Genomic DNA, 18579 nt, shown 5'->3' on the forward strand with positions numbered 1-18579 from the left:
GATGGACGTTCTCGAACTTCTCTCAAGCCTTGTGTCCTTTGAGACTGTGAACGACCCGGCCAGGGGGATAAGGCCTTCCAGGGACTGCCCGGCCTTCATAAGGGATACGCTCGCATCGTGGGGGATAGAGAGCGAGCTGATCGAGCGCGACGGCTACTACGCGGTCTACGGTGAGATTGGGGAAGGAAAGCCGAAGCTCCTTTTTATGGCCCACTTCGACGTCGTGCCCGTAAACAGGGAGGAGTGGGAGACCGATCCCTTTAAGCTCACAGTAAAAGGAGACCGCGCCTACGGGAGGGGGAGCGCCGACGACAAGGGCAACGTTGCCTCGATAATGCTCGCGCTGAAGGAGCTCTCAAAGGAGGAGCTCGATGGGAAGGTTCTCTTTGCCTTCACGGGCGATGAGGAAATCGGCGGCAGGATGGCCATGCACCTAGCTGAAAGGCTTGCTCAAGAGGGAAAACTTCCTGAGTACATGGTGAACGCTGATGGGATTGGAATGAAGCCGATAATCAGGAGAAGAAAGGGTTTTGGAGTTACCGTGAGCGTCCCCTCGGAGAAAACGAAAGTTAAGGGTACCGTTAAGCGCGAGACCTTCAGGATAAGGACGCCCGTGGTGGAGACGAGGCACGCTGCCTACTTCCTGCCCGGCGTTGATATCCACCCGCTCATAGCGGCCTCGCACTTCCTCAGGAACAGAGAGGCTTTCGCCGTTTCGCTCGAAGGGAAGTTCCTCAAGGGCAACGTCGTGCCGGGTGAAGTGACCCTTACGTACGTTGTTCCTGGCGAGGGCGATGAAGTCGAGGTAGACCTCGGCCTCACGAGGCTCCTCAAGGCCGTGGTCCCCTTTGTGAGGGCGCCGATAAAAGCGGAGAAGTACAGCGACTACGGGGTCTCGATCACGCCTAACCTGTACTCCATCGAAGATGAGAAGCACGTCCTCAAGTTCGACGTTAGGGCTATGAGCCGTTCAAAGGACGAGATTGAGCGTGCGATGGGAGAAGTGGCGGAGTTCAACCATCCAGAGGCAGAGGTTGAAGTTACCACCAATGAGAAGGCAGGTTACCTCTTCACTCACCCGGAGGAAAAGATCGTCAGGGTAACTCTGGAGGTCCTTGAGGAGCTCGGCGAGAAGGCGGAACCAGTGGAGGGGCCTGGCGCGGCTGACTCAAGGTTCTTCACGCCCTACGGAGTGAAGGCTATAGACTTTGGCCCGAGGGGAGGCAACATCCACGGCCCGAACGAGTACGTTGAGGTAGACTCGCTCCGTAAGATGCCGGCGCTCTACGCTGAGCTGGCGAGGAGGCTGGTGAGGGAGTAGTCAGCGCCCTTCCTCCCCAACTTCATTGAAATCCTCGAGGTCAAAGACGAGGTAGCCTTTCTCTCTGAGGCTCTCTTTTCCTTCTATCCTCTTCCCGATCAGTCCGAAGTAATTCCCTGGTATTCCCGTGAGCTCCGCTTTTCTTTCAAGGTCTTTCAGGATTCCCCTCGCTTCTCTCTCGCTCAAGTTCTTCCACTTGGCCTCGAAAAAGCCCGCTTCCCCTGTGATGCTGTTGAGGGCAACCAAGTCGATCTCCTCCCCCTTGTGCCACCACCTTCCGAGCTTCGTAAACCTGAAGGGCAGCTTTCCGAGACGGTTCATCCTGATCAGGAACTGTCCGGCAACGCTCTCGAAGACCTCGCCGAGGTAGCGGTTGAAGTCGCTCTGGAAGTCCTCGAAGCTTATTGCTCCGATCTCTATGTCATCGCGGTAGGGGTAGACAAAGCGGAGCCAGAAGCGGTGGTAAAAGTCTTTCACCCTGTAAACACCGCGCCCGCGCTTTCTCTGGTTTATCGGGTACTCCTTCTTTACGAGGTCGAGGGTCTCAAGAACTTTGAGGTACTTCGGGAGGTTCGTCACAGCGACCCTCGTCTCATTAGCTATCTCCGTGAGCTTCGCCTTTCCGTCGTTTATGGCCTTCAGGATGTTGAGGTACGTAGTCGGCTCCCTCAGCTCGTCTTTCAGCAACCTCTCGGCGTCTTCATAGAGGACACTCACCCGGTTGTAGAAGTTGTTCTCGATGTTTTTCTCCACTGAAAGAGAGTCATCGAAGTACTGGAAGTAAGCTGGAATTCCGTCTATAGTTCCATAGACCTTAACGAGCTCCTCCCAGCTGTAGCGCGGGAAAGCCTCCTTCAGGTGGAAGAATTCAAGGGGACGGAGCTTTATCTGACCAGTCCTCCTGCCGTAGAGCGGGTTCTTGTAACTCATAAGGCTCTCCATCGTCGAGATCGAAGAACCGAGCAGAACGAGAAAAACCTTTGAGTCCTTCAGCACCTCATCCCAGATGTACTGGAATGTTGAGGGAATCCCCTTATCTTCCTCAACCCAGTAAGGGAACTCGTCTATTACGAAGGCTATCTTTCCGAACTCTTTTACTCTCTCAAAGAACTCCTCAAGGTTCTCAGCCTCGATGAAGACGTTGAACTTCCTGTTGAAGGCCCTTACGAGCCTATCCAGCTCAAGCTCCATCGGCTCTTTTTTAGCTAGGAAGTAGAAGGCCTTCTTTCCATTTATGAACTGCTTCACAAGCTCGGTCTTTCCCACCCTTCTCCTGCCGTAGATGAGGACGAGGTGAGCCTTGTCCTGGGCGTAAAGCTCCTCAAGTGCCCGGAGCTCCTCTTCCCGATCGATGAATTTTAATATCATGGTATTTAATATCGCGTTATTAATTTTAAGGGTTTCGGTTGACCTCGCTTTCGGCAATCAGCCATCCCACGGGTGGATGTTCGGCCCCGTTCTTCCACTTTTCATAGGCCCTATCCCAGCGCTCCAGGAGTTCAGTGCGCTTTTTCTCGTCTTTTATCTGCGATACGTACTCCCGCGGTATGTATGCGAGGTAGTGCGGCAGGTTGGGCTCGAAGGTTCCGCTCTCAACGATCCGTCCTCCGGCGCGCTCCACAAACTCCTCCAGCTTTTCCAGCGGGAAGTAGTGCAGGTCGTCCTTCTCACCGAACAAAGCCTCGAATATCTCCTGCCTCAGGTTGTACAGCTCAAGGTGTGCCCTCTGGCGCTCGTTGTTTGCTATTGGGAGGCTCTCGGCTATGAAAACTCTATCAGAAACGCGGAGCATCTCAGATATGACCTTTACGATGGTTTCTTCGTTTTTCAGACTTCTGATGCCGTGGACGAGAACTGCCAGGTCAAACGCTTTGAATGGAAAGGGCAGCTCTCTCGCGTCGAGTTTCATGGGGATTATCCTGTGTTTCAGTCCAGCAACGGATGTTATTTCCTCGAAGAAGTGCCAGCGGGCTTTATCCACGGCAACTACCCTACCGGTCTCATCAACGAGGTAAGCGAGCGGAACTGTTGTTATCGCGTGAGCACCACAGCCGATTTCGAGGACGTTCATGCCTTCTCTTAGGGGCGCGAACCTGAGGACACGGAATCGTTCGAGCATTTCAATATGCAACCAGTTGGGAGGCAAAGGTGGCTCGTTCCGGGGTGGGATTTTGGAAAGGATCTCTTCTCTAAACTTTTCTTCGTTGGCAGGCATGGAGAACACCAAAGAGAGCTAAAGAACCTCTGTTTAAAGCGTTTTTGGGAAAATGTTTTATAAGGCGGTGTTGAATTAATGGCAGGGAGAAATTTTGGAGTTTCAGGGTTTCTCCCAAAAGGCTTGATTTAATAAGTCTCTACGGCTCACTTACATCCCCATGCAACACTTTTTACTCACGGCTTATTTTCCCAGAGAAGTCGGAATTTTAGAAGTATTAATAAAATTACTATTGGCATAGTCATTTTAAAAACTTTGAATAGTAAAGTTTATAAATGTGTCTGTCGCAAAATATAGTGCAAACAACTGTAAGAGGTGCAAGCATGAAGTGGAAGCCCTTGTTCGCAGTCCTGCTGGGGCTACTTGTGGTTGGCAGCGTAGTACTTGCCGAGGTTCGAGGGTATGAAGAGGTTGGAGTTTCTCCATCGCCTCAAAAGGAGCCCTCATTGCCATTGCCAGTCCCAGGGGATAATGTTGCATTGAAAACTTTTTCCGGAAAATCCAGTACACAAATGGCTGAACAGTTTTTGCAGAAATACTGGGATAGGCTAACACTCAGGATAAACCTTGAGGAGTTCAGTAATGCTACTTTCGTTGGTATTGCCCTGAGAAGACTTCCCTCAGGAGCGTATGCCCCATTGTATTACCTCGGGTACGATGTTAAGGCCTCGGATGTTGAAGTCATGACGAAAAGCTTCTACATTGAGGCCAGAAAGTTCGGAAAGCTCCCTCTCAAAGTTAGAGGTGCGCTCGCAGATGAACCCCCAAGAGAGTGGACGTCAATAGGCCGGATTAGCACGGTGACTACATCAGAGGAAATAACAATCAGAGAGGGGCACAAAGTTCATGTGTACAACAAGCTTGGTGCTGATTTTTGGGTAGCCGAAGCAAGAATGGGATATTATTACTACGTCTACATGAGCCATGAGGCAAAAGTGCCCAGTGAGAGAGATTTCCCTAAGAATTTCCGAGTGGCAGTTAAGGAGGTCAGAGAAAGGGCAACGATCCTTAATCCCTCACCTGAACAAGCCTACTTTGGCGTGGGGAGTTTCAGGCCAGAAGGCAGTGGTTCTTCATCAGAGCCAACCGTCACTTGGGGCTTAAATATAGGGATCGACGCTAAGGGCCTTCCAAGTGCAGCAGCAGGCTTCAGTGAGACTTACACTAAGGGGCTCATTTTCAAATGGTACACGGACGACATCGATGCCAACCGCGATATTGAATTTCAGTTTTATGACCTGAAGAAAAAAGGGTTACTGAGCAGCTCTCCCGCGTGGGGCAAAATATTCGTGGCACACCCTGTTGTTGTCCCATTCGTTAAAAAGGGAACACCATTCCACATGATAGAGCTTAAGCTAAGGGGTGAAGCAGAGTTCGTTTATGAAGAGGATGTTATCATCTGCTTGGGCTACAATTGTTGGGTTTCCCACCCAAGGCACACCGTCCAAGCACCTCCAATTGAATTCACAGTGGAAATGTACCCATGGTTCATAAACAGGAGGTGATATTGCTTTAGTTATTCATTTCAACAGGCTACTGTGTACACTCAAAGAATAAAAAGGTGGGAGACGGTGGAAAGGTACTTATCTGAAGTCCTATTTACCTTTTTTGAAGATATGCTTCTCATTTATTTTTTAGGAGTGATAGCAGGTCCAGTAATCTATTCTTTGATAAGTCCTCTAGCGTGGATTAAAGGGAACTCCCTAGAGCTCGCATTCTCCATTGCTATTGCATTGTGGGGAGTCTCAATATTTCAGCGTGGAACTCTGTCGGTCCTTAACGGCAAATTACCAAGATTCACTGCCCTGATTCTCGTTGTTATAATCCCAATTATGTTTATTCTCGGCTATTGGCCAGTTGCAAGCCTTCTAGTGGGATTCTTAGGAGGCTACACAGAGTACCAAAACAAAGAATCGGGAGTACAGGGAACTGTTTCAGGGAGTTGACCAAACTTAGAAAAAAAAGAAGAGAAACCCCCTCACTCCACAAACACCGCGGGCTTCAGCGGCATGGCCTGCTTCTTCTTTCCGCCCCTGTCCTCCTCCGGGTTGATGATTATCTCGATGCCGAGCTCCTTCTCGATGAAGTCCTTCGCTTCCCTAAGGGCCTTTTCTTCGTCTATGCGCTTCACCTCGAAGGCCCTTTCCTTTATGAGCCTCTGTATGAGCTTGCTAACTTCCTTGCCGTGCTTCCTCATCTCAGGGTCCTTCATCAGCTCTGCCATCGCCGCCTTGAAGTCCCTCTTTTCAGCAACTACCTCAACGACCCTCCACTTCCACTCTGGAGCGGTGTATATGTATGCCCTCTTCGGGTTCTCTATCTTTGCGACTGTTATGATCTCCTTGATGTCCTCTATGAGGGACTTGACAAAGTCTTCCTCGGCCTCAACCGTCTCGTTCCACCACTCCGGAACCGGCTCGGGCCAGGGAGCGAGGCTGACGAAGCCCTCTCCGCCGAGCTTCTCCCAGAGCTCCTCGCTGATGTGAGGCGTGAACGGGGCCATCAGCCTGACCCAGACGTCGGCGAGCGTTCTCAGGACATAGCGCTTTGCATCGTCGTCCCTTCCCTCCGTTCTCCTCAGGTACCAGCGGAGGTCGTTGAGGACGGTGTAGAACGCCCACTGCACAGCGGTTCTCGTTCTAAACTCCTCAAGGGCTTTGGTTGCTCCTTCAATGGCCTTGTTCAGGCGGTGGAGCATCCACCTGTCTATGTCCTTCAGCTCGACGCCTTCCTTGGCCTCGTACGTGGCGAACTCGCTCACCAGCTCGTAGAACCTCTCGACCTGCTTCCTCAGCTTGCCCACTTCCTTCCTCCTCCAGTCGAAGTCGCTGTCGTGCTCGGCCAGGCCCATTATGTAGAGCCTCACAACGTCGGCGCCGTTCTCCTCGATTGCGTCAATGAAGTTCAGCACGTTGCCCTTGCTCTTGCTCATCTTCTGGCCTTCCAGCGTTCCGAAGCCGTTTACCGCTATTCCCTTGGGCCAGTGCTTTTTATCAAAGATGGCCACGTGGTTGAAGATGAAGAACGTCAGGTGGTTCGGGATTAGGTCTTTGGCCGAACAGCGCCAGTCGAGCGGGTACCAGTACTCGAACTCTTCCTTCATCTCGTGGATGGTCTCCGCCGGAATCCCCGTCTTCTCGCTCAGTTTCCTCTCCTTCTCCTCGCTGAAGGGCTCGCGGAAGATGTAGTCGAAGAACTCCCTGTCGAGCTTCTCGGCGTCGAGTTTACCTTCCTTCCTCAGCTGGTTGATGTGTCTGCTTATGGTGTAGTAGGCCATGTAGATCGTCGAGTCGCTAAGGCTCTCGATAACCCAGTCCGGGTCCCACGGGAGCGGTGTTCCAAGGCCAACCTTCCTGGCACAGGCCTTCTTGTCCAGCCAGTCTATAACTGCTTCAAACTGCGCCCTCCTGCTCTCGGGGTAGATGGTCATATTAGCAAGTGCTTCCCTCGCCTTGGCCTTCCACTCTGGGTTTCCGTAGTCTATGAACCACTGGTCGTGGATTATCTTGATGACGGCCTGGTTTCCGAAGCGGCTTATGACAGGTTTGTCGGCGAACTCGTACATTATCTCGGCGATGCCCTTCTCCATCATTTCCTTGGCAACAAGCTCCTTGACCTCTTGCACGGGTTTTCCGGCGTAGGGCTCTATCTTGAAGATTCCCTTGTGGTACTCGGCCTTGTAGATGTTCTTGGTCGCCTGCTCCAGCTTCTCCTTGTCCTTCTGGCTCTTGACTCCGAGCCTCTCGGCCTCTTCAACAGCCGGGAACTCGCCGTAGCCCTCTAGGCTTATCAGCGAGATGTAGCTTATCTCCTCCACGACGCGCGGGTCGATGTCGTACTTGAGCAGTATCTCGGTCTCCTTCTTCAGGTCTTCGAGGGCTATGTGGTCGAAGGGTGCGTGGGCTGGGACACTCATGACGACGCCCGTGGCGTTGTCAGGGTCAACGAACTCGGCTGGCAAGATTATAACCTCGTCACCCGTCACCGGATTCTTGACGTACTTTCCGATGAGCTTCTCGCCCTTGAACTCCTCGATGACCTCTATCTCCCTGTCCTGGAAGGAGAGCTTGTAAGCTGCTTCCTTGCTGACGATCCAGAGTTCCTCCCTGTCGCCCTTCCTCACCTTTGCCTTCACGTAGGTTGCCTCTGGATTCAGCCACATGTTAGTGACTCCATAAACAGTTTCGGGCCTCAGGGTCGCGGCTGGCAGGTAGATGGTCTCGCCGTTCTCCTCAAGGATGAACTTGATTATGACGTACTCCAGTATCTGGACGTCCTCACCCTCCATTATGTCGTGGTCGCCGAGGGGAGTGCCCACGACAGGATCCCACCTGACCCTGTGGGCGCCCTTGACGACCAGACCCATGTCTTTGAGCGTCCAAAACTGCCACTCTATGAACTTGCTGAAGGGCGGAAAGAGGCTGGTTGTGTGGAACTCCCTCGTCCAGTCAACGGAGAAGCCGGCCCTTATGAATGTCTCTTTCGCGGCCTTCATGAAGTACTTAACTATCTCCTTCGGGTCTTCGAACTTCCACAGTATCTCTTCGGGAACCTTGTAAACGTCGCGGTAGATGTGGATTGTCTTGGGGTCGCGGTTCTTTATCCTCTCGGCGATACCGACTATCGGCGCGCCTGTGATGTGCCAGCCCATCGGGAACAGCACGTTGTAGCCCTGCATCCTCTTGAAGCGGGCTATAACATCGGGTATCGTGTACGTCCTCGCGTGGCCGACGTGAAGGTGGCCCGAGAGGTATGGGAACGCAACCGTTATGTAGAACTTCTTCTCCTTGGGCTTTGCCTTCCTGTCTGGCTCAAAAACCCTCGCTTCCATCCAGCGCTTCTGCCACTTCTCCTCGATGGCCTTAAAGTTAAGCTCAGCCATGGCTATACCTCCTCAAAAGTTTTTCAAAAGAGCGCGCGATTCAGAGTCCAGAATAGGGGGGCCATTTAGGTAATCAGAGCGAAACGCCCGCTGAACGGTGGAGAAGGTACTCCCCCCTCATCGGCATCGGAGCGAGTAGCAGTTTTGGGTATTTAAGTTTTTTGGAAAAGTGACATCGAGAGTAAAAAGATAAAGTCAGAGGTGCCTGACGACGGAGTCAATGTAGTCCTGAGTTTTGTTAAGGTTTCTGAGAACGATCCTAGCCTCTTCAGTACTCAGTCCATAAAGTTTGAAGACGAGAGCGTCGAGGTATGCCTCGTTCTCTCTAACGAGCTCCAGAAATGAAGTTAGGTGCTTCACACCGGCCCTTTGCTTAACGGTTTTAACGATCCTCCTTGTTTCCTCGGGATCATTTCCTATGGTGAGGACTCTTGTTTTGTTCAGGATGTCCTTGAGGTTTTTGACCCTCTGCCTCGATTCGAGGAGTTCGAGCATCGAAAGATAAACGTGTTCGAGTATCTCCTCGTCCCCCTCAAGCTCGAGAATGGGCGTGAGCATGTCCCACTCCCTTCCGAAGAGCCTTAGAGTTCCGTCCTTCAGCTCAAGCTCAAAGCCTTCGTATTCCATTTCTTCATTCGAGATGAGTCTCACATCCGTGAAGAAGAGCTTTTCAGGCGGGAGCTTTCCGACGCCCTTCTTCCAGCCTTCGATGAGCTTTCCTAGTGTGGTTCCCTTGTTAGCCAGCTTTTTGCTCCACTCCCTCCACAGGGATTTTACTACGTAGTGCTTTTTAAGGAGGGCGATTATCTCCTCGACGGTGTCCTCTATTTCCTCCTTGAGGGTTTTTTCCTCATCGGTTGAGGGGAGTTTGATTGGAAGGTCTTTTATTGATGCCCTTCCATAAGAGTAGAATCCACCCTCGAACTCGCTTCCTATTTGCTTTACACGCCAGTCAAGGAGTGAACTGTTAAGAAGCGCTCCAATGAACTGCAGGGAAATCCTATCTTTGTAATCGTCCTTTATCAGGACACCATAGCCTCCTGCGGTTCCGCCACCGACAAAGTAATAGTCTCCGTTTTTGTCAAGTGCAAAGCGAGGTTCACTTGAAAGAACGCCCGTTATTAATTTTGGAAGTTCAAACTTTTCGTGATTCTTCTCATAAACATAGCTGTACCATTTTGGAGAACCTTTAAGGCTACCTCGCTCTCTCCCTTCAAGCTTTTTTCTAACCTCTGAAATGTTTAAATACTCCCAGATCCTTGGATATTTGCTCGCAAGCTCCTCGATAGGTATTAGCTCTGCTTTTCTTTCACCGTTTACCAGATGTACTTTGTACGGGAACAGGATGAGATAACGATATTCTGGGATCATCCAGCGTCTTATTTCCTCTCCTTTCAGGAGAGGATGGAGTAGATCTTTTTCAAGCCTGTGTTCTTGGTTCGTAATCTTTGAGTGGACTATGTAGTAGTTACCACTCTCCCCAACGTATTCGAGAATGTAAACTGGGTCAGCACTTGTTTGAAGCCCCACAAAGATATCGGTAACCTCTCCCAGCCTCTTGCTTCCATTGTAGATCTTTTCCACGATCTTCTTCTCCTCCTCGGTCAAAAACACCCAGGGCTTTTCGGAAAGCTCCTTGGTGGGAACTTTGATGACGCTCAACCTTTCCGAGTTCCACTTGTCCGGCTCATTCACGGCCCTGAGCTGGTCAACGGTTTCCTTCAGCTCCTCCACCTTGGCATAGGTTAGCTTATCGTTCCTCTCCTTCCTCAGAACAAGTATCATGGTGTACGTCGTTGCTCCCTTGAAGACCTGTTCATCGCCGAAGTCAATGATTAACCTGACGGCTCTCTCCCTTGACAAAAGTCCCCTGAGTTTTTCACCGTAATCTATTTTCATCCACTTCTTGGTGACTATGAAGCCAAGCTCTCCGCCTTCCCTAAGCAGGTTGTAGCCCCTCTCAATGAATGGAATTGCCAAATCGTAGTTCTTGTGTGCGCTCTCGTAGAACCTGTTCAAGAACTCCACGTACTCAGGGCTCTCCTTCTTGAGGTTCTGTATCCTGACGTAGGGCGGGTTGCCGACTATGAAGTCAAAACCTCCTCTAAGCGAGCCGTCCGGATTGAAGAAGGCCATGAAGAACTCCAACGGGTGGTGAATAAATCTGTTGTTCAGGGCTTCGGCCTTCTCTCCAAGCTTCTCCCTCAACAGCTCCCGATACCTTTCATCGAGTTCTCCTCTGAGGGTTTCCTTTATCTCTTTGATCTCGTTAAGAACCTCCAGGTCTTCGGGGTTCTCGATGAACTTCTCCCACAGCTCCATAAGCTTTCTTACTTCTTCCCTGCCCTCCAAAATCTTGGGGTCAGCAAAGCCGAGTAGCGAGTCCCCGCTCACGAGATTCAGGCTCAGGTTTGGAAGGACGTGCTCATTTTCTCCTAGGTTATCCCAGCGGAAGGCCTTGGGGTTGAGCTTTATGAGCTCTCTCCAGAGGTTCATCTTGGCCACTTCAACGGCGTTCTCGTCGAGATCAACCGCAAAGACGTGCCTCAGAACCATCTGGGACATTAGAATCCTCTCATCACTCGGGAAGAGCTCTCTCATTTTTGCTATGCCCTCTATGATGTCCTTTCTCTGGACGAGGGCGGAGAGATCTGAGGTCTTCTTGCCGATCAGTTCTTCTTCCTTTTTCTTCAGCTCGTCAATAACCGCCGAATATGTATCCCAGAGCCCCCTGAGAACTTTGATGAGGAACGAGCCTGAACCCGAGGCGAGATCTGCTACTTTAATCTCAAAAAGCTCTTTGCTGAGCCTTTCCGCAGTCTCAAAGTCGTTCTCCCGTATTGCGGTTGTTATTCCTTCCTTAAGCTCGTTTAGTCTTTTCCCAAGGGTTTCCTCGACTATGAACTGGGTAACGTACTTGGGGGTGTAGTAGATTCCCTTCTCCTTCCTCTTTTCAGCCAGGTATGTCTCATAAGCTCTTCCAAGGATGTCCTCGTCTATCTGGCTGTAGTCGTACTGGGTTATGCCCATCTTAAGACCGGTCTCCTGCCACGGGGCGAATCCAAGGACGGTCTCTAAGGCCTTGTAAAAGCGTGCCCAGTTCTCGGGTTCATCTTTTATAAACTCAATCAGTCTGTCTGAGAAAAGCTCTGTGTCATACAATGGGTAAAAGAAGTCGTTTATCTCCCCGAGGAACTTCTCTATGAAGGACTTGTAATGCCTCCCCGCTACTTCGGGCTTCTCTTTATGTCTCTCCGCCAGCCGAATTCTGTCGGAGAAGCCCATCCACTTCTTATAGAGCCAGTTGAACTCAACGACCCCATAATCGTCGAGAGTCTGAATGAATATGAATTTGTTAATGAGATGCAAAATCAGGTGCATCTTGATTCTCTCGTCTGTTTTGAACTCAACATCCTCGAGGGTCTTTATCCACTCACGTAGGCTCTTGAAAAATCTGTTGTCAAGCTCCCCTTTTTGTATTCCGTGTTCCTTCCTCTCAAGAAGATCGTAGAGGCTCCCATACTGCTCTATGTCATGGACGAGGTCAATAAAAGTAGCGTAGTAAAACGGTTCGGATTTTCTTATTATCGTTTTGGAGCTGAAGAAGTACCACTCGTAGAGATTCGTCAACACGACAAATCTGGACTCTTCAGAAAAAACATATTTCTTTATTTGCTCCTCATGCTCTTTCCAGTTTAAGTCAGTTCTCAGAAGCTTGTTCCTTCTAAGTTCGAAGAGACGTTTGAATTCGACGATGATTTTCCTACCGAGGGAATCCCTCAACACCAGATCCACGTAGCCTGAACCTATCCTTACTTCTGGGGAGCCTCTAACTCCGAGAAGCTTCATTATCGGGGCTCCCTTGTAGAAGAAGTTCTGCCTCAGGCTTTCTTCGGGCTTGGCCCTCTCAACTATCGCATCCAGGTACTCAACCATGTCCCGAGTTTTAAGTTCTCTTTTTACTTCGTTAAGCGAGTCAAGAGGGATAGAACTCATTTCCACGAGCTTTTCTAAATCTGATGTGAGCAATTTAATCTCATCCACAGTTCTTCACCAGAAATACTGAAAAGCAAGGGGATATAAGTTTTGCTGGACAGACATACTGGGGGCTTTAACTTCCCCTGAATTGAATAAAGAGAATAAAGAATATCAGGCGTGCTTAACTATGAAGCTCTCAACGTCTTCGAGCAGGTCGAGGGCTATGAGCAGGTGGGCCTTGGCCTCGGCTTTCTTTCCGCGCTTGAGGAGCTCCGCGCTGAGGCGAACCTCCTGGGCTGCTGTCTTGAGCTTGAGCTGGGCGGTCCTGGTGTCAACTCCCTTTCTGTGGGGCTCAGCGAGTGCCCTTGCGTCCTTTCCAATGCGCTCGTTGAGCTCTCCGATGAGCTTGGCCATGTTCTTTATCTTTTCCTTGACTTCAACTTCGTGGATCTTCCTCTTGGTCAGTTCAATGGCCTTGTGGAACTTTCCTATTGTCTCCTTGTTGGCGGTTATAACGTCGAGCGCTTCCGTGTAGTTGCCCTGGTCGGCCAACTCCTTGACTTGCTCGTAGACTGCCTGGAACTCTTCCAGCATCTCCTGGAGCTCAGTAACGTTTCTACCGCTAGCATTTGCCTTCTCTATGACTCTCTGGGCGAACTTCATTGCGTTCTCCCCCCTTCTGAGGAAAGCGTTTACTATTTTGTCAGCGTTTGCGTAGGCGAGCTCCTTCCTTATCTCCACCAGTTTCTCATCGAGCCCCTTCTTGAGCTCCCTTGCTACCGCTAGGTCTTCCTTGGCTTTCTCAATGTCTTTGTTCTTTATGTCTTCCATGACCTGCCTGTAGGCTTCCTTTGTCTGATTAAGGAGCTGGGGTGCGTCTCCAACGTCTATCCCTTCTTCCTGGGCCTTTCTGATGGTCTTCTCAGCAGCCATGAAATAGCCCTGCATCCTCCTGAGCTCCTCCTGGAGCCTCTCCCCGACATCGTTTCTCACGTTCTTGACCTTCTCGAGGATAACCTTGTAGTGCCTCATGGCAAGGATGCCGTTTGCTATTGCACCCTCGTAGTTTCCATTCTGGTAGTCCTGGATGGCAGCCTCACGGTACTCCTCTGCCTTCTGGTAGTGCTCGAAGACCGTTGAGTTCTCGCTGACGTTTGCCTTCTCAATTATCGTTGATGTTACATTGTGGAGCCTCTCAAGGGCGGAGACTATGTGTTCTGCTACAACCTGCGTCTCGGTGGTACTGTTGTCCTGAATCTCCGGCGGCAGTGGGGCCGTCCCGGCCTCGTCTGCAAGTGCCATCCCTGCCGGGACTATGCTTCCCAGCAGGAGGCCTATTATCAACCATACCTTCAGCCACCTCATGGCCGTCACCTCGATAGTGTGTAGTACTGAACTCCTATTTTAGGGACACGGTGAAAAAGCCCCTGAAACGCACGTTTCAAATGTTTAAGAATGGTTTTGAGCTTTGTTGGGCTAAAGACATCAAAAAACAAGTAGTTTAATTAAATGGAACGCTGAGGACCGAGCTGGAACAGAAATTTGGATGGGTTTGATTGTTCTCTACTGCCCTTTTGGTTGGCCAAACCAATCTTATTGGGACATTCGCCTATGGTTCAGAAGGTGGCAATAATCAGTCAAATACGCTGAACAGTCAAACTTAGGGGCTGTGTGGGCTATCTACTGGCCTAAAATTCAATATGAAAGCGACAAAACGTTTTTATACGCCCTGAAAAAAGTTGAGGTGATAGCAAACAGTGTTCCAAAGGAGGGAAGCGGCAATGGAGGGTGATGGAAATGGCAGTAGTCCGCGCTTGGATATCAGAGGAGTTCAGGGAGTTCATAAGGGAAGTAATGCTCGCTTCGTTTCCAGCGCTCCTGCTGTGCCTCCTGCTGGACTTCTTCGCGGGAGCTTTTCTAGGTAAGTTCTTCGACAAGATTATGAACGAATACCCCATAATCCTCGTTATTCTTCCCGGCCTCATGGGGCTCAGGGGAAACATCTACGGCTCGCTTGCCTCCCGCTTCACTACAATGCTCCATCTTGGTGAAATGACACCTACAATCAAAGACAGAAACGTCACGAAAAACGTTTTTATCTCAATCATTCTCTCTCTCGTTCCAGTTCTGATACTCTGGAGCATAGGTGCGATTAAAATAAGGAGCCTCGAGATAGCGATTGCCGTTCTGCTCATAATCATAGCCTCGACTGTTTTTGCTGGCATAGTGCTCGGCTACATAACGGCCCTCGCAACGATAATCCCCTTCAAACATGAGATCGACCCTGATGCCGTAGCGGCCCCCATAGTCACTTCCGCCGCCGACCTGATAACCGTTCCCCTCCTCGTCAGCTTTGTGCTCCTCTATGAAAAATTTTCAGTTGAGTTCTACGCCCTCTTCGTGGCGGGGCTGGTTCTCCTCGGACTGCTCGCCAAGTTCTCAAAGATAGAGAAAAGCGATAGGAGAGTGCTCGCAGAAGTACTTGGGGTTGTGGGTGCCCTGGCACTCCTGTCTAGCGTCTCAGGAGGCCTCCTTGAGACTTACAGCGGGCTGATCTACGCCTCGGTGATATTCAGCGTCATGTATCCTGCCGTCCTGGCCACAACCGGCAACCTGGGCGCGATAATCGGTACAAAAACATCCACAAGGATCCACCTTGGAGAGCTGGAAGGCTTCCTCAACAGAAAGATTCTGGTTGAGATCCTCGTTTACAGCGCTGTGGGTGCGCTGCTGGGTTTGCTGGCCAACATCATAGCCATCCTCGTTGTGAAGGTGACCCTTGGAGCCAGAGTGGGTCTGGTAAAGCCTTTCCTGGTTCTCTATCCGATCCTCATCTTCGGCGTGATGTGGATGGCCTACTTCATGGCAATAATCTTTGACAGGACCGGCCTCGACCCGGACAACGCCACCGTGCCCACGATAACGACCATAGCCGACATAATCTCCACCCTCTTTATCGTTGCCGTTGCCCACATGATCGTCTAGCCCCGAAAAAGATTAAAGAGGTGGGGCCTAAGAAGGGCAGGAGGAGAAAAAGAATGGAGGACTTTGAGGAGTTTGAGTATCGGCCCAAGAGCGTGAAGGAGATATTCATCGAGATGAAGAACATCGTCGAGCTCATGGTTGACCTCGCCTACAGTGCCGTGCTCTTCAACGACAAGGAGATTGCCGAAGAGGTGCTGGACCTGGAGGAGAGGATGGATCTCCTTAACTACCACCTCATGACCCACGCCGTTCTTGCCGCTAGGAATCCCAAAGAGGCAGAACAGATAACTTCAGTTCTCCAGATGGCGAACTCCATAGAGGACATCTCCAACGCCGCTGGGGATCTCGCCAAGATGGTGCTTGAGGGCCTTGAGCTTCACCCCGTTATCACGGAGGCAATACTCGAGAGTGAGGAGATAATAGCGAAGATCCAGGTAAAGCCTGACTCCGTCCTCGTGGGCAGGACTCTGGGAGAGCTGGCCCTAGCAAGCAATACTGGAGTCTGGATAATAGCGGTGAGAAGGGGCAAGAGATGGATAATAGCCCCCGACGGCGACTTCAAGATAAAGCCCGGAGACGTTTTAATCGGCAGGGGCACTCACACCTCCGTTGAGCACCTGAAGGAGATAGCCAGGGGAGTCATAAGGGTGGTAGGCGATGAAAGAGCTTGAGGAAATACGGAACTGCCTCATCGAGATGAAGAACCTTTCATCACTCATGGTCGACCTCGCGTTTTCGGCCGTCATGTACGACAGCGAGGACATAGCTGACGAGGTCTACATCCTTGAGGAAAAGATGGACGAGCTGACCCTGAGGGTCAAAAAGCTCGCCCTTAGAGCTGCGAAGCACGAGGAAAATCCTGAAAAACTACTCAGCGTCATAGAGATGGCGACCATAAACGAGCAGATAAGTGATTCGGCCTACGAGATCGCCGACCTCGTTCTCAGGGACGTGGAGCCCCACCCCATCATCAGGAAGATAATGCACGACGTCGATGAGGAGATAGGCCGGATAAAGGTTAACAAAGGTTCAATACTCATAGGAAAGCCCCTCAAGCAGCTTAAGCTCCCGACCAAGGTCGGAGTTAGGCTCATCGCAATCAAAAGGGGCGGAAGGTACATATACAACCCTTCAAAGGATGAGACCATCGAGGAGGGGGACGTGCTCATAGCCGTTGGCTCTGGTATTGACAGACTCAGAGAGCTGTCCAATGAAAGAGGTGAAGAAGGAGAGCAGATAGAGGAGGAATAGTCTCTCAGCGCCTTTGATTCTGCCCTATTTTTGGCCTTCTTGAAAATAACTGTAGGGGTAACTTCAGAGGATCACCAGCTCCCTGTCCGCTCTGGTCAGTCTCTTTCCTCTGCCATTGATGACAGCGACGTCGTCCTCAATTCTGACTCCTCCGAGGCCTGGAAGGTATATCCCGGGTTCTATTGTGAAGGTCATGCCGTTTTTAAGGACGACTTCCCCATCCGGCCCTATGTATGGTTCCTCATGAACGTCAAGACCGAGGCCGTGCCCGGTTCTGTGGGTGAAGTACTCCCCATAGCCGGCTTTTGATATCGTCTCCCTCGCAGCTCTGTCAACTTCTTTTGCCTTTATCCCTTCTCTGACGCTCTGGAAGGCGTTTTCCTGCGCTTCTTTCACTATCCCGTATATCTCGAGGAGTTTTTCATCGGGCTTTCCGATGGCTACTGTCCTAGTTATGTCCGAGCAGTAGCCCTTCCATCTCGCTCCGTAGTCGAGGATCACCATGTCCCCTTTGCGTATCTTCCTGTCGCCCGGCTCGTGGTGGGGGTTCGCCCCGTTCTCACCGCTCGCCACTATCGGCTCGAAGGATATTCCATCGCTGAGCTCCCTTATCCTGAGTTCTATCTTGAGAGCTAATTCCTTCTCGGTCATCCCAACGATGTCCCAGCCAAGTATTTCCTCGAACACCCTGTCTGCGACTTCGGCGGCCTTCTGCATAAGCTTAAGCTCCTCCTTGTCCTTCCGCATTCTCAGCTCCCTCATGAGCATGCTGAGAGGATAGGGATCGAAGCGGTTGTCGCTGTGGAAAATCCCGATGAGCCAGTCAGCGCGCATGGTGTTCTCGACCAAAACTTTCCCGCCGATTCCAAGCTCTTTCATTATCGTCCCGAGCTTTGAGTACGGGTTCTCACCGTCCCTCCAGAACGTAACGGGAAAGTCCTTTATGACGTTCTGGTAGAGGCTCGGGGCGAGGAGGTGGTATTCCCCATCAGGGTTGACCGCAAGAACCGTCAGCCTCTCGCCCGCTTCGTGGATGTTGAGACCTGTTAGGTAGTAGAAGTTCGCTCCGGGGCTTACAAGAGCTCCATTGAAGCCCCTTTCTTCCATCAGGGCGGCCAGTTTTTCTACGCGCATGGACACCACCGGTTCTGGTATTCCGCAACCCTTAAAAACTCACCCTCGAACCACGACCGACTAGGCGGGGCAGACCCGCGGGATGTTCCCGTAAGGGAGAACCACAAACAGGGAAGAGGTGAACGAGATGGGAATGTACAAGTACATTAGGGAAGCCTGGAAGAGCCCGAAGAAGAGCTACGTGGGAGAGCTCCTCAAGAAGAGGATGATCCAGTGGAGAAGGGACCCGGTAGTTAAGAGGATCGAGAGGCCGACGAGGCTTGACAGGGCCAGGAGCCTCGGCTACCAGGCCAAGCAGGGCTACGTCGTTGTCCGCGTCCGCGTTAGGAGAGGCGGAAGGAAGAGGCCCAGGTGGAAGGGCGGTAGAAAGCCGAGCAAGATGGGTATGGTCAAGTACTCACCGAAGAAGAGCCTCCAGTGGATAGCCGAGGAGAAGGCCGCTAGGAAGTTCCCGAACCTCGAGGTTCTCAACTCCTACTGGGTCGGCGAGGATGGTATGTACAAGTGGTTTGAGGTCATAATGGTTGACCCGCACCACCCGGTCATCAAGAGCGACCCGAAGATCGCCTGGATAGCCGGCAAGGCCCACAAGGGCAGGGTCTTCCGCGGTCTGACAAGCGCTGGTAAGAGGAGCCGCGGCCTGCTCAACAAGGGTAAGGGCGCCGAGAAGGTCAGGCCCAGCATAAGGGCCCACCAGGGTAAGGGTAAGTGATTTTTCTCCCCCTTCCTTTAATTCTGAGTTCTTATGATAGTGGCTTAAGGCTCCATTGAAATACATCTCTGCTTCCATGGTTCAACTTTTGCATTTCCGGG

Annotated in this window: 13 protein-coding genes; 7 read left to right on the forward strand and 6 right to left on the reverse strand. The window is 51.3% G+C overall.

What is annotated here, in order from left to right; all coding sequences use genetic code 11:
• Nucleotide 1 precedes the first annotated feature (1 nt).
• On the forward strand, nucleotides 2-1321 hold the full coding sequence (locus ACZ5TN_RS10400) for a M20/M25/M40 family metallo-hydrolase (protein ID WP_464916668.1): 1320 nt from the start codon (nucleotides 2-4) through the stop codon (nucleotides 1319-1321).
• On the opposite strand, the gene ACZ5TN_RS10405 is transcribed toward ACZ5TN_RS10400, so the two are convergent.
• Together ACZ5TN_RS10405 and ACZ5TN_RS10410 are read right to left on the reverse strand one after the other, a co-directional pair.
• Nucleotides 1322-2689 (reverse strand): ATP-binding protein, encoded by a 1368-nt coding sequence (locus ACZ5TN_RS10405; RefSeq protein WP_011250416.1) that lies wholly within the window; start codon nucleotides 2687-2689, stop codon nucleotides 1322-1324.
• A 25-nt stretch (nucleotides 2690-2714) separates the two neighbouring features.
• Nucleotides 2715-3536 carry a class I SAM-dependent methyltransferase gene (locus tag ACZ5TN_RS10410; RefSeq protein ID WP_011250415.1) on the reverse strand — a complete coding sequence of 274 codons (822 nt, stop codon included), beginning with the start codon at nucleotides 3534-3536 and terminating at the stop codon, nucleotides 2715-2717.
• A gap of 323 nt (nucleotides 3537-3859) precedes the next feature.
• Between ACZ5TN_RS10410 and ACZ5TN_RS10415 the strand changes: the two genes are divergently transcribed.
• Both ACZ5TN_RS10415 and ACZ5TN_RS10420 read left to right on the forward strand, forming a co-directional pair.
• Nucleotides 3860-5041 (forward strand): hypothetical protein, encoded by a 1182-nt coding sequence (locus ACZ5TN_RS10415; protein WP_464916669.1) that lies wholly within the window; start codon nucleotides 3860-3862, stop codon nucleotides 5039-5041.
• Between the two features lie 66 nt (nucleotides 5042-5107).
• Nucleotides 5108-5482, forward strand: a complete 375-nt coding sequence (locus ACZ5TN_RS10420) for a hypothetical protein (protein WP_048053730.1) — start codon at nucleotides 5108-5110, stop codon at nucleotides 5480-5482.
• A gap of 32 nt (nucleotides 5483-5514) precedes the next feature.
• Here the strand turns inward: ACZ5TN_RS10420 and leuS are convergent, their stop codons facing one another.
• From leuS to ACZ5TN_RS10435, 3 genes are all read right to left on the reverse strand, one after another.
• Complete coding sequence (leuS, locus tag ACZ5TN_RS10425; RefSeq protein ID WP_011250412.1) at nucleotides 5515-8418, reverse strand: leucine--tRNA ligase; 2904 nt, start codon at nucleotides 8416-8418, stop codon at nucleotides 5515-5517.
• 195 nt (nucleotides 8419-8613) lie between these two features.
• Nucleotides 8614-12354: an Eco57I restriction-modification methylase domain-containing protein gene (locus tag ACZ5TN_RS10430; protein WP_158298054.1), complete on the reverse strand. Its 3741-nt coding sequence runs from the start codon at nucleotides 12352-12354 to the stop codon at nucleotides 8614-8616.
• Between the two features lie 213 nt (nucleotides 12355-12567).
• Nucleotides 12568-13761 (reverse strand): hypothetical protein, encoded by a 1194-nt coding sequence (locus ACZ5TN_RS10435; RefSeq protein WP_011250410.1) that lies wholly within the window; start codon nucleotides 13759-13761, stop codon nucleotides 12568-12570.
• Nucleotides 13762-14187: 426 nt separating this feature from the next.
• Between ACZ5TN_RS10435 and ACZ5TN_RS10440 the strand changes: the two genes are divergently transcribed.
• Genes ACZ5TN_RS10440 through ACZ5TN_RS10450 form a run of 3 tightly spaced genes read left to right on the forward strand, consistent with a single transcriptional unit; the run spans nucleotide 14188 to nucleotide 16632 of the window.
• Entirely contained in the window at nucleotides 14188-15381 is a 1194-nt protein-coding gene (locus tag ACZ5TN_RS10440; RefSeq protein ID WP_464916670.1) for a magnesium transporter, read from the forward strand.
• 53 nt (nucleotides 15382-15434) lie between these two features.
• On the forward strand, nucleotides 15435-16052 hold the full coding sequence (locus ACZ5TN_RS10445) for a potassium channel family protein (RefSeq protein WP_011250408.1): 618 nt from the start codon (nucleotides 15435-15437) through the stop codon (nucleotides 16050-16052).
• Nucleotides 16039-16632: a potassium channel family protein gene (locus ACZ5TN_RS10450; protein ID WP_011250407.1), complete on the forward strand. Its 594-nt coding sequence runs from the start codon at nucleotides 16039-16041 to the stop codon at nucleotides 16630-16632. The genes ACZ5TN_RS10445 and ACZ5TN_RS10450 overlap by 14 nt, the downstream gene beginning before the upstream one ends.
• A gap of 63 nt (nucleotides 16633-16695) precedes the next feature.
• Here ACZ5TN_RS10450 and ACZ5TN_RS10455 read toward each other — a convergent pair whose 3' ends face one another.
• Complete coding sequence (locus tag ACZ5TN_RS10455; RefSeq protein ID WP_464917629.1) at nucleotides 16696-17766, reverse strand: M24 family metallopeptidase; 1071 nt, start codon at nucleotides 17764-17766, stop codon at nucleotides 16696-16698.
• A 127-nt stretch (nucleotides 17767-17893) separates the two neighbouring features.
• Between ACZ5TN_RS10455 and ACZ5TN_RS10460 the strand changes: the two genes are divergently transcribed.
• A complete protein-coding gene (locus tag ACZ5TN_RS10460; protein ID WP_011250405.1) occupies nucleotides 17894-18478 on the forward strand; it encodes a 50S ribosomal protein L15e in 585 nt (194 codons plus the stop codon).
• The last annotated feature ends 101 nt before the right edge of the window (nucleotides 18479-18579 follow it).

The organism is Thermococcus sp. JCM 11816, assembly GCF_055396515.1.

Bases quoted from the DNA above. Each gene is read 5' to 3' on its own strand.
- ACZ5TN_RS10400 (WP_464916668.1), top strand. From the start codon at position 2: ATGGACGTTCTCGAACTTCTCTCAAGCCTTGTGTCCTTTGAGACTGTG.
- ACZ5TN_RS10405 (WP_011250416.1), bottom strand. From the start codon at position 2,689: ATGATATTAAAATTCATCGATCGGGAAGAGGAGCTCCGGGCACTTGAG.
- ACZ5TN_RS10410 (WP_011250415.1), bottom strand. From the start codon at position 3,536: ATGCCTGCCAACGAAGAAAAGTTTAGAGAAGAGATCCTTTCCAAAATC.
- ACZ5TN_RS10415 (WP_464916669.1), top strand. From the start codon at position 3,860: ATGAAGTGGAAGCCCTTGTTCGCAGTCCTGCTGGGGCTACTTGTGGTT.
- leuS (WP_011250412.1), bottom strand. From the start codon at position 8,418: ATGGCTGAGCTTAACTTTAAGGCCATCGAGGAGAAGTGGCAGAAGCGC.
- ACZ5TN_RS10430 (WP_158298054.1), bottom strand. From the start codon at position 12,354: ATGGTTGAGTACCTGGATGCGATAGTTGAGAGGGCCAAGCCCGAAGAA.
- ACZ5TN_RS10435 (WP_011250410.1), bottom strand. From the start codon at position 13,761: ATGAGGTGGCTGAAGGTATGGTTGATAATAGGCCTCCTGCTGGGAAGC.
- ACZ5TN_RS10440 (WP_464916670.1), top strand. From the start codon at position 14,188: ATGGAAATGGCAGTAGTCCGCGCTTGGATATCAGAGGAGTTCAGGGAG.
- ACZ5TN_RS10445 (WP_011250408.1), top strand. From the start codon at position 15,435: ATGGAGGACTTTGAGGAGTTTGAGTATCGGCCCAAGAGCGTGAAGGAG.
- ACZ5TN_RS10450 (WP_011250407.1), top strand. From the start codon at position 16,039: ATGAAAGAGCTTGAGGAAATACGGAACTGCCTCATCGAGATGAAGAAC.
- ACZ5TN_RS10455 (WP_464917629.1), bottom strand. From the start codon at position 17,766: ATGCGCGTAGAAAAACTGGCCGCCCTGATGGAAGAAAGGGGCTTCAAT.
- ACZ5TN_RS10460 (WP_011250405.1), top strand. From the start codon at position 17,894: ATGGGAATGTACAAGTACATTAGGGAAGCCTGGAAGAGCCCGAAGAAG.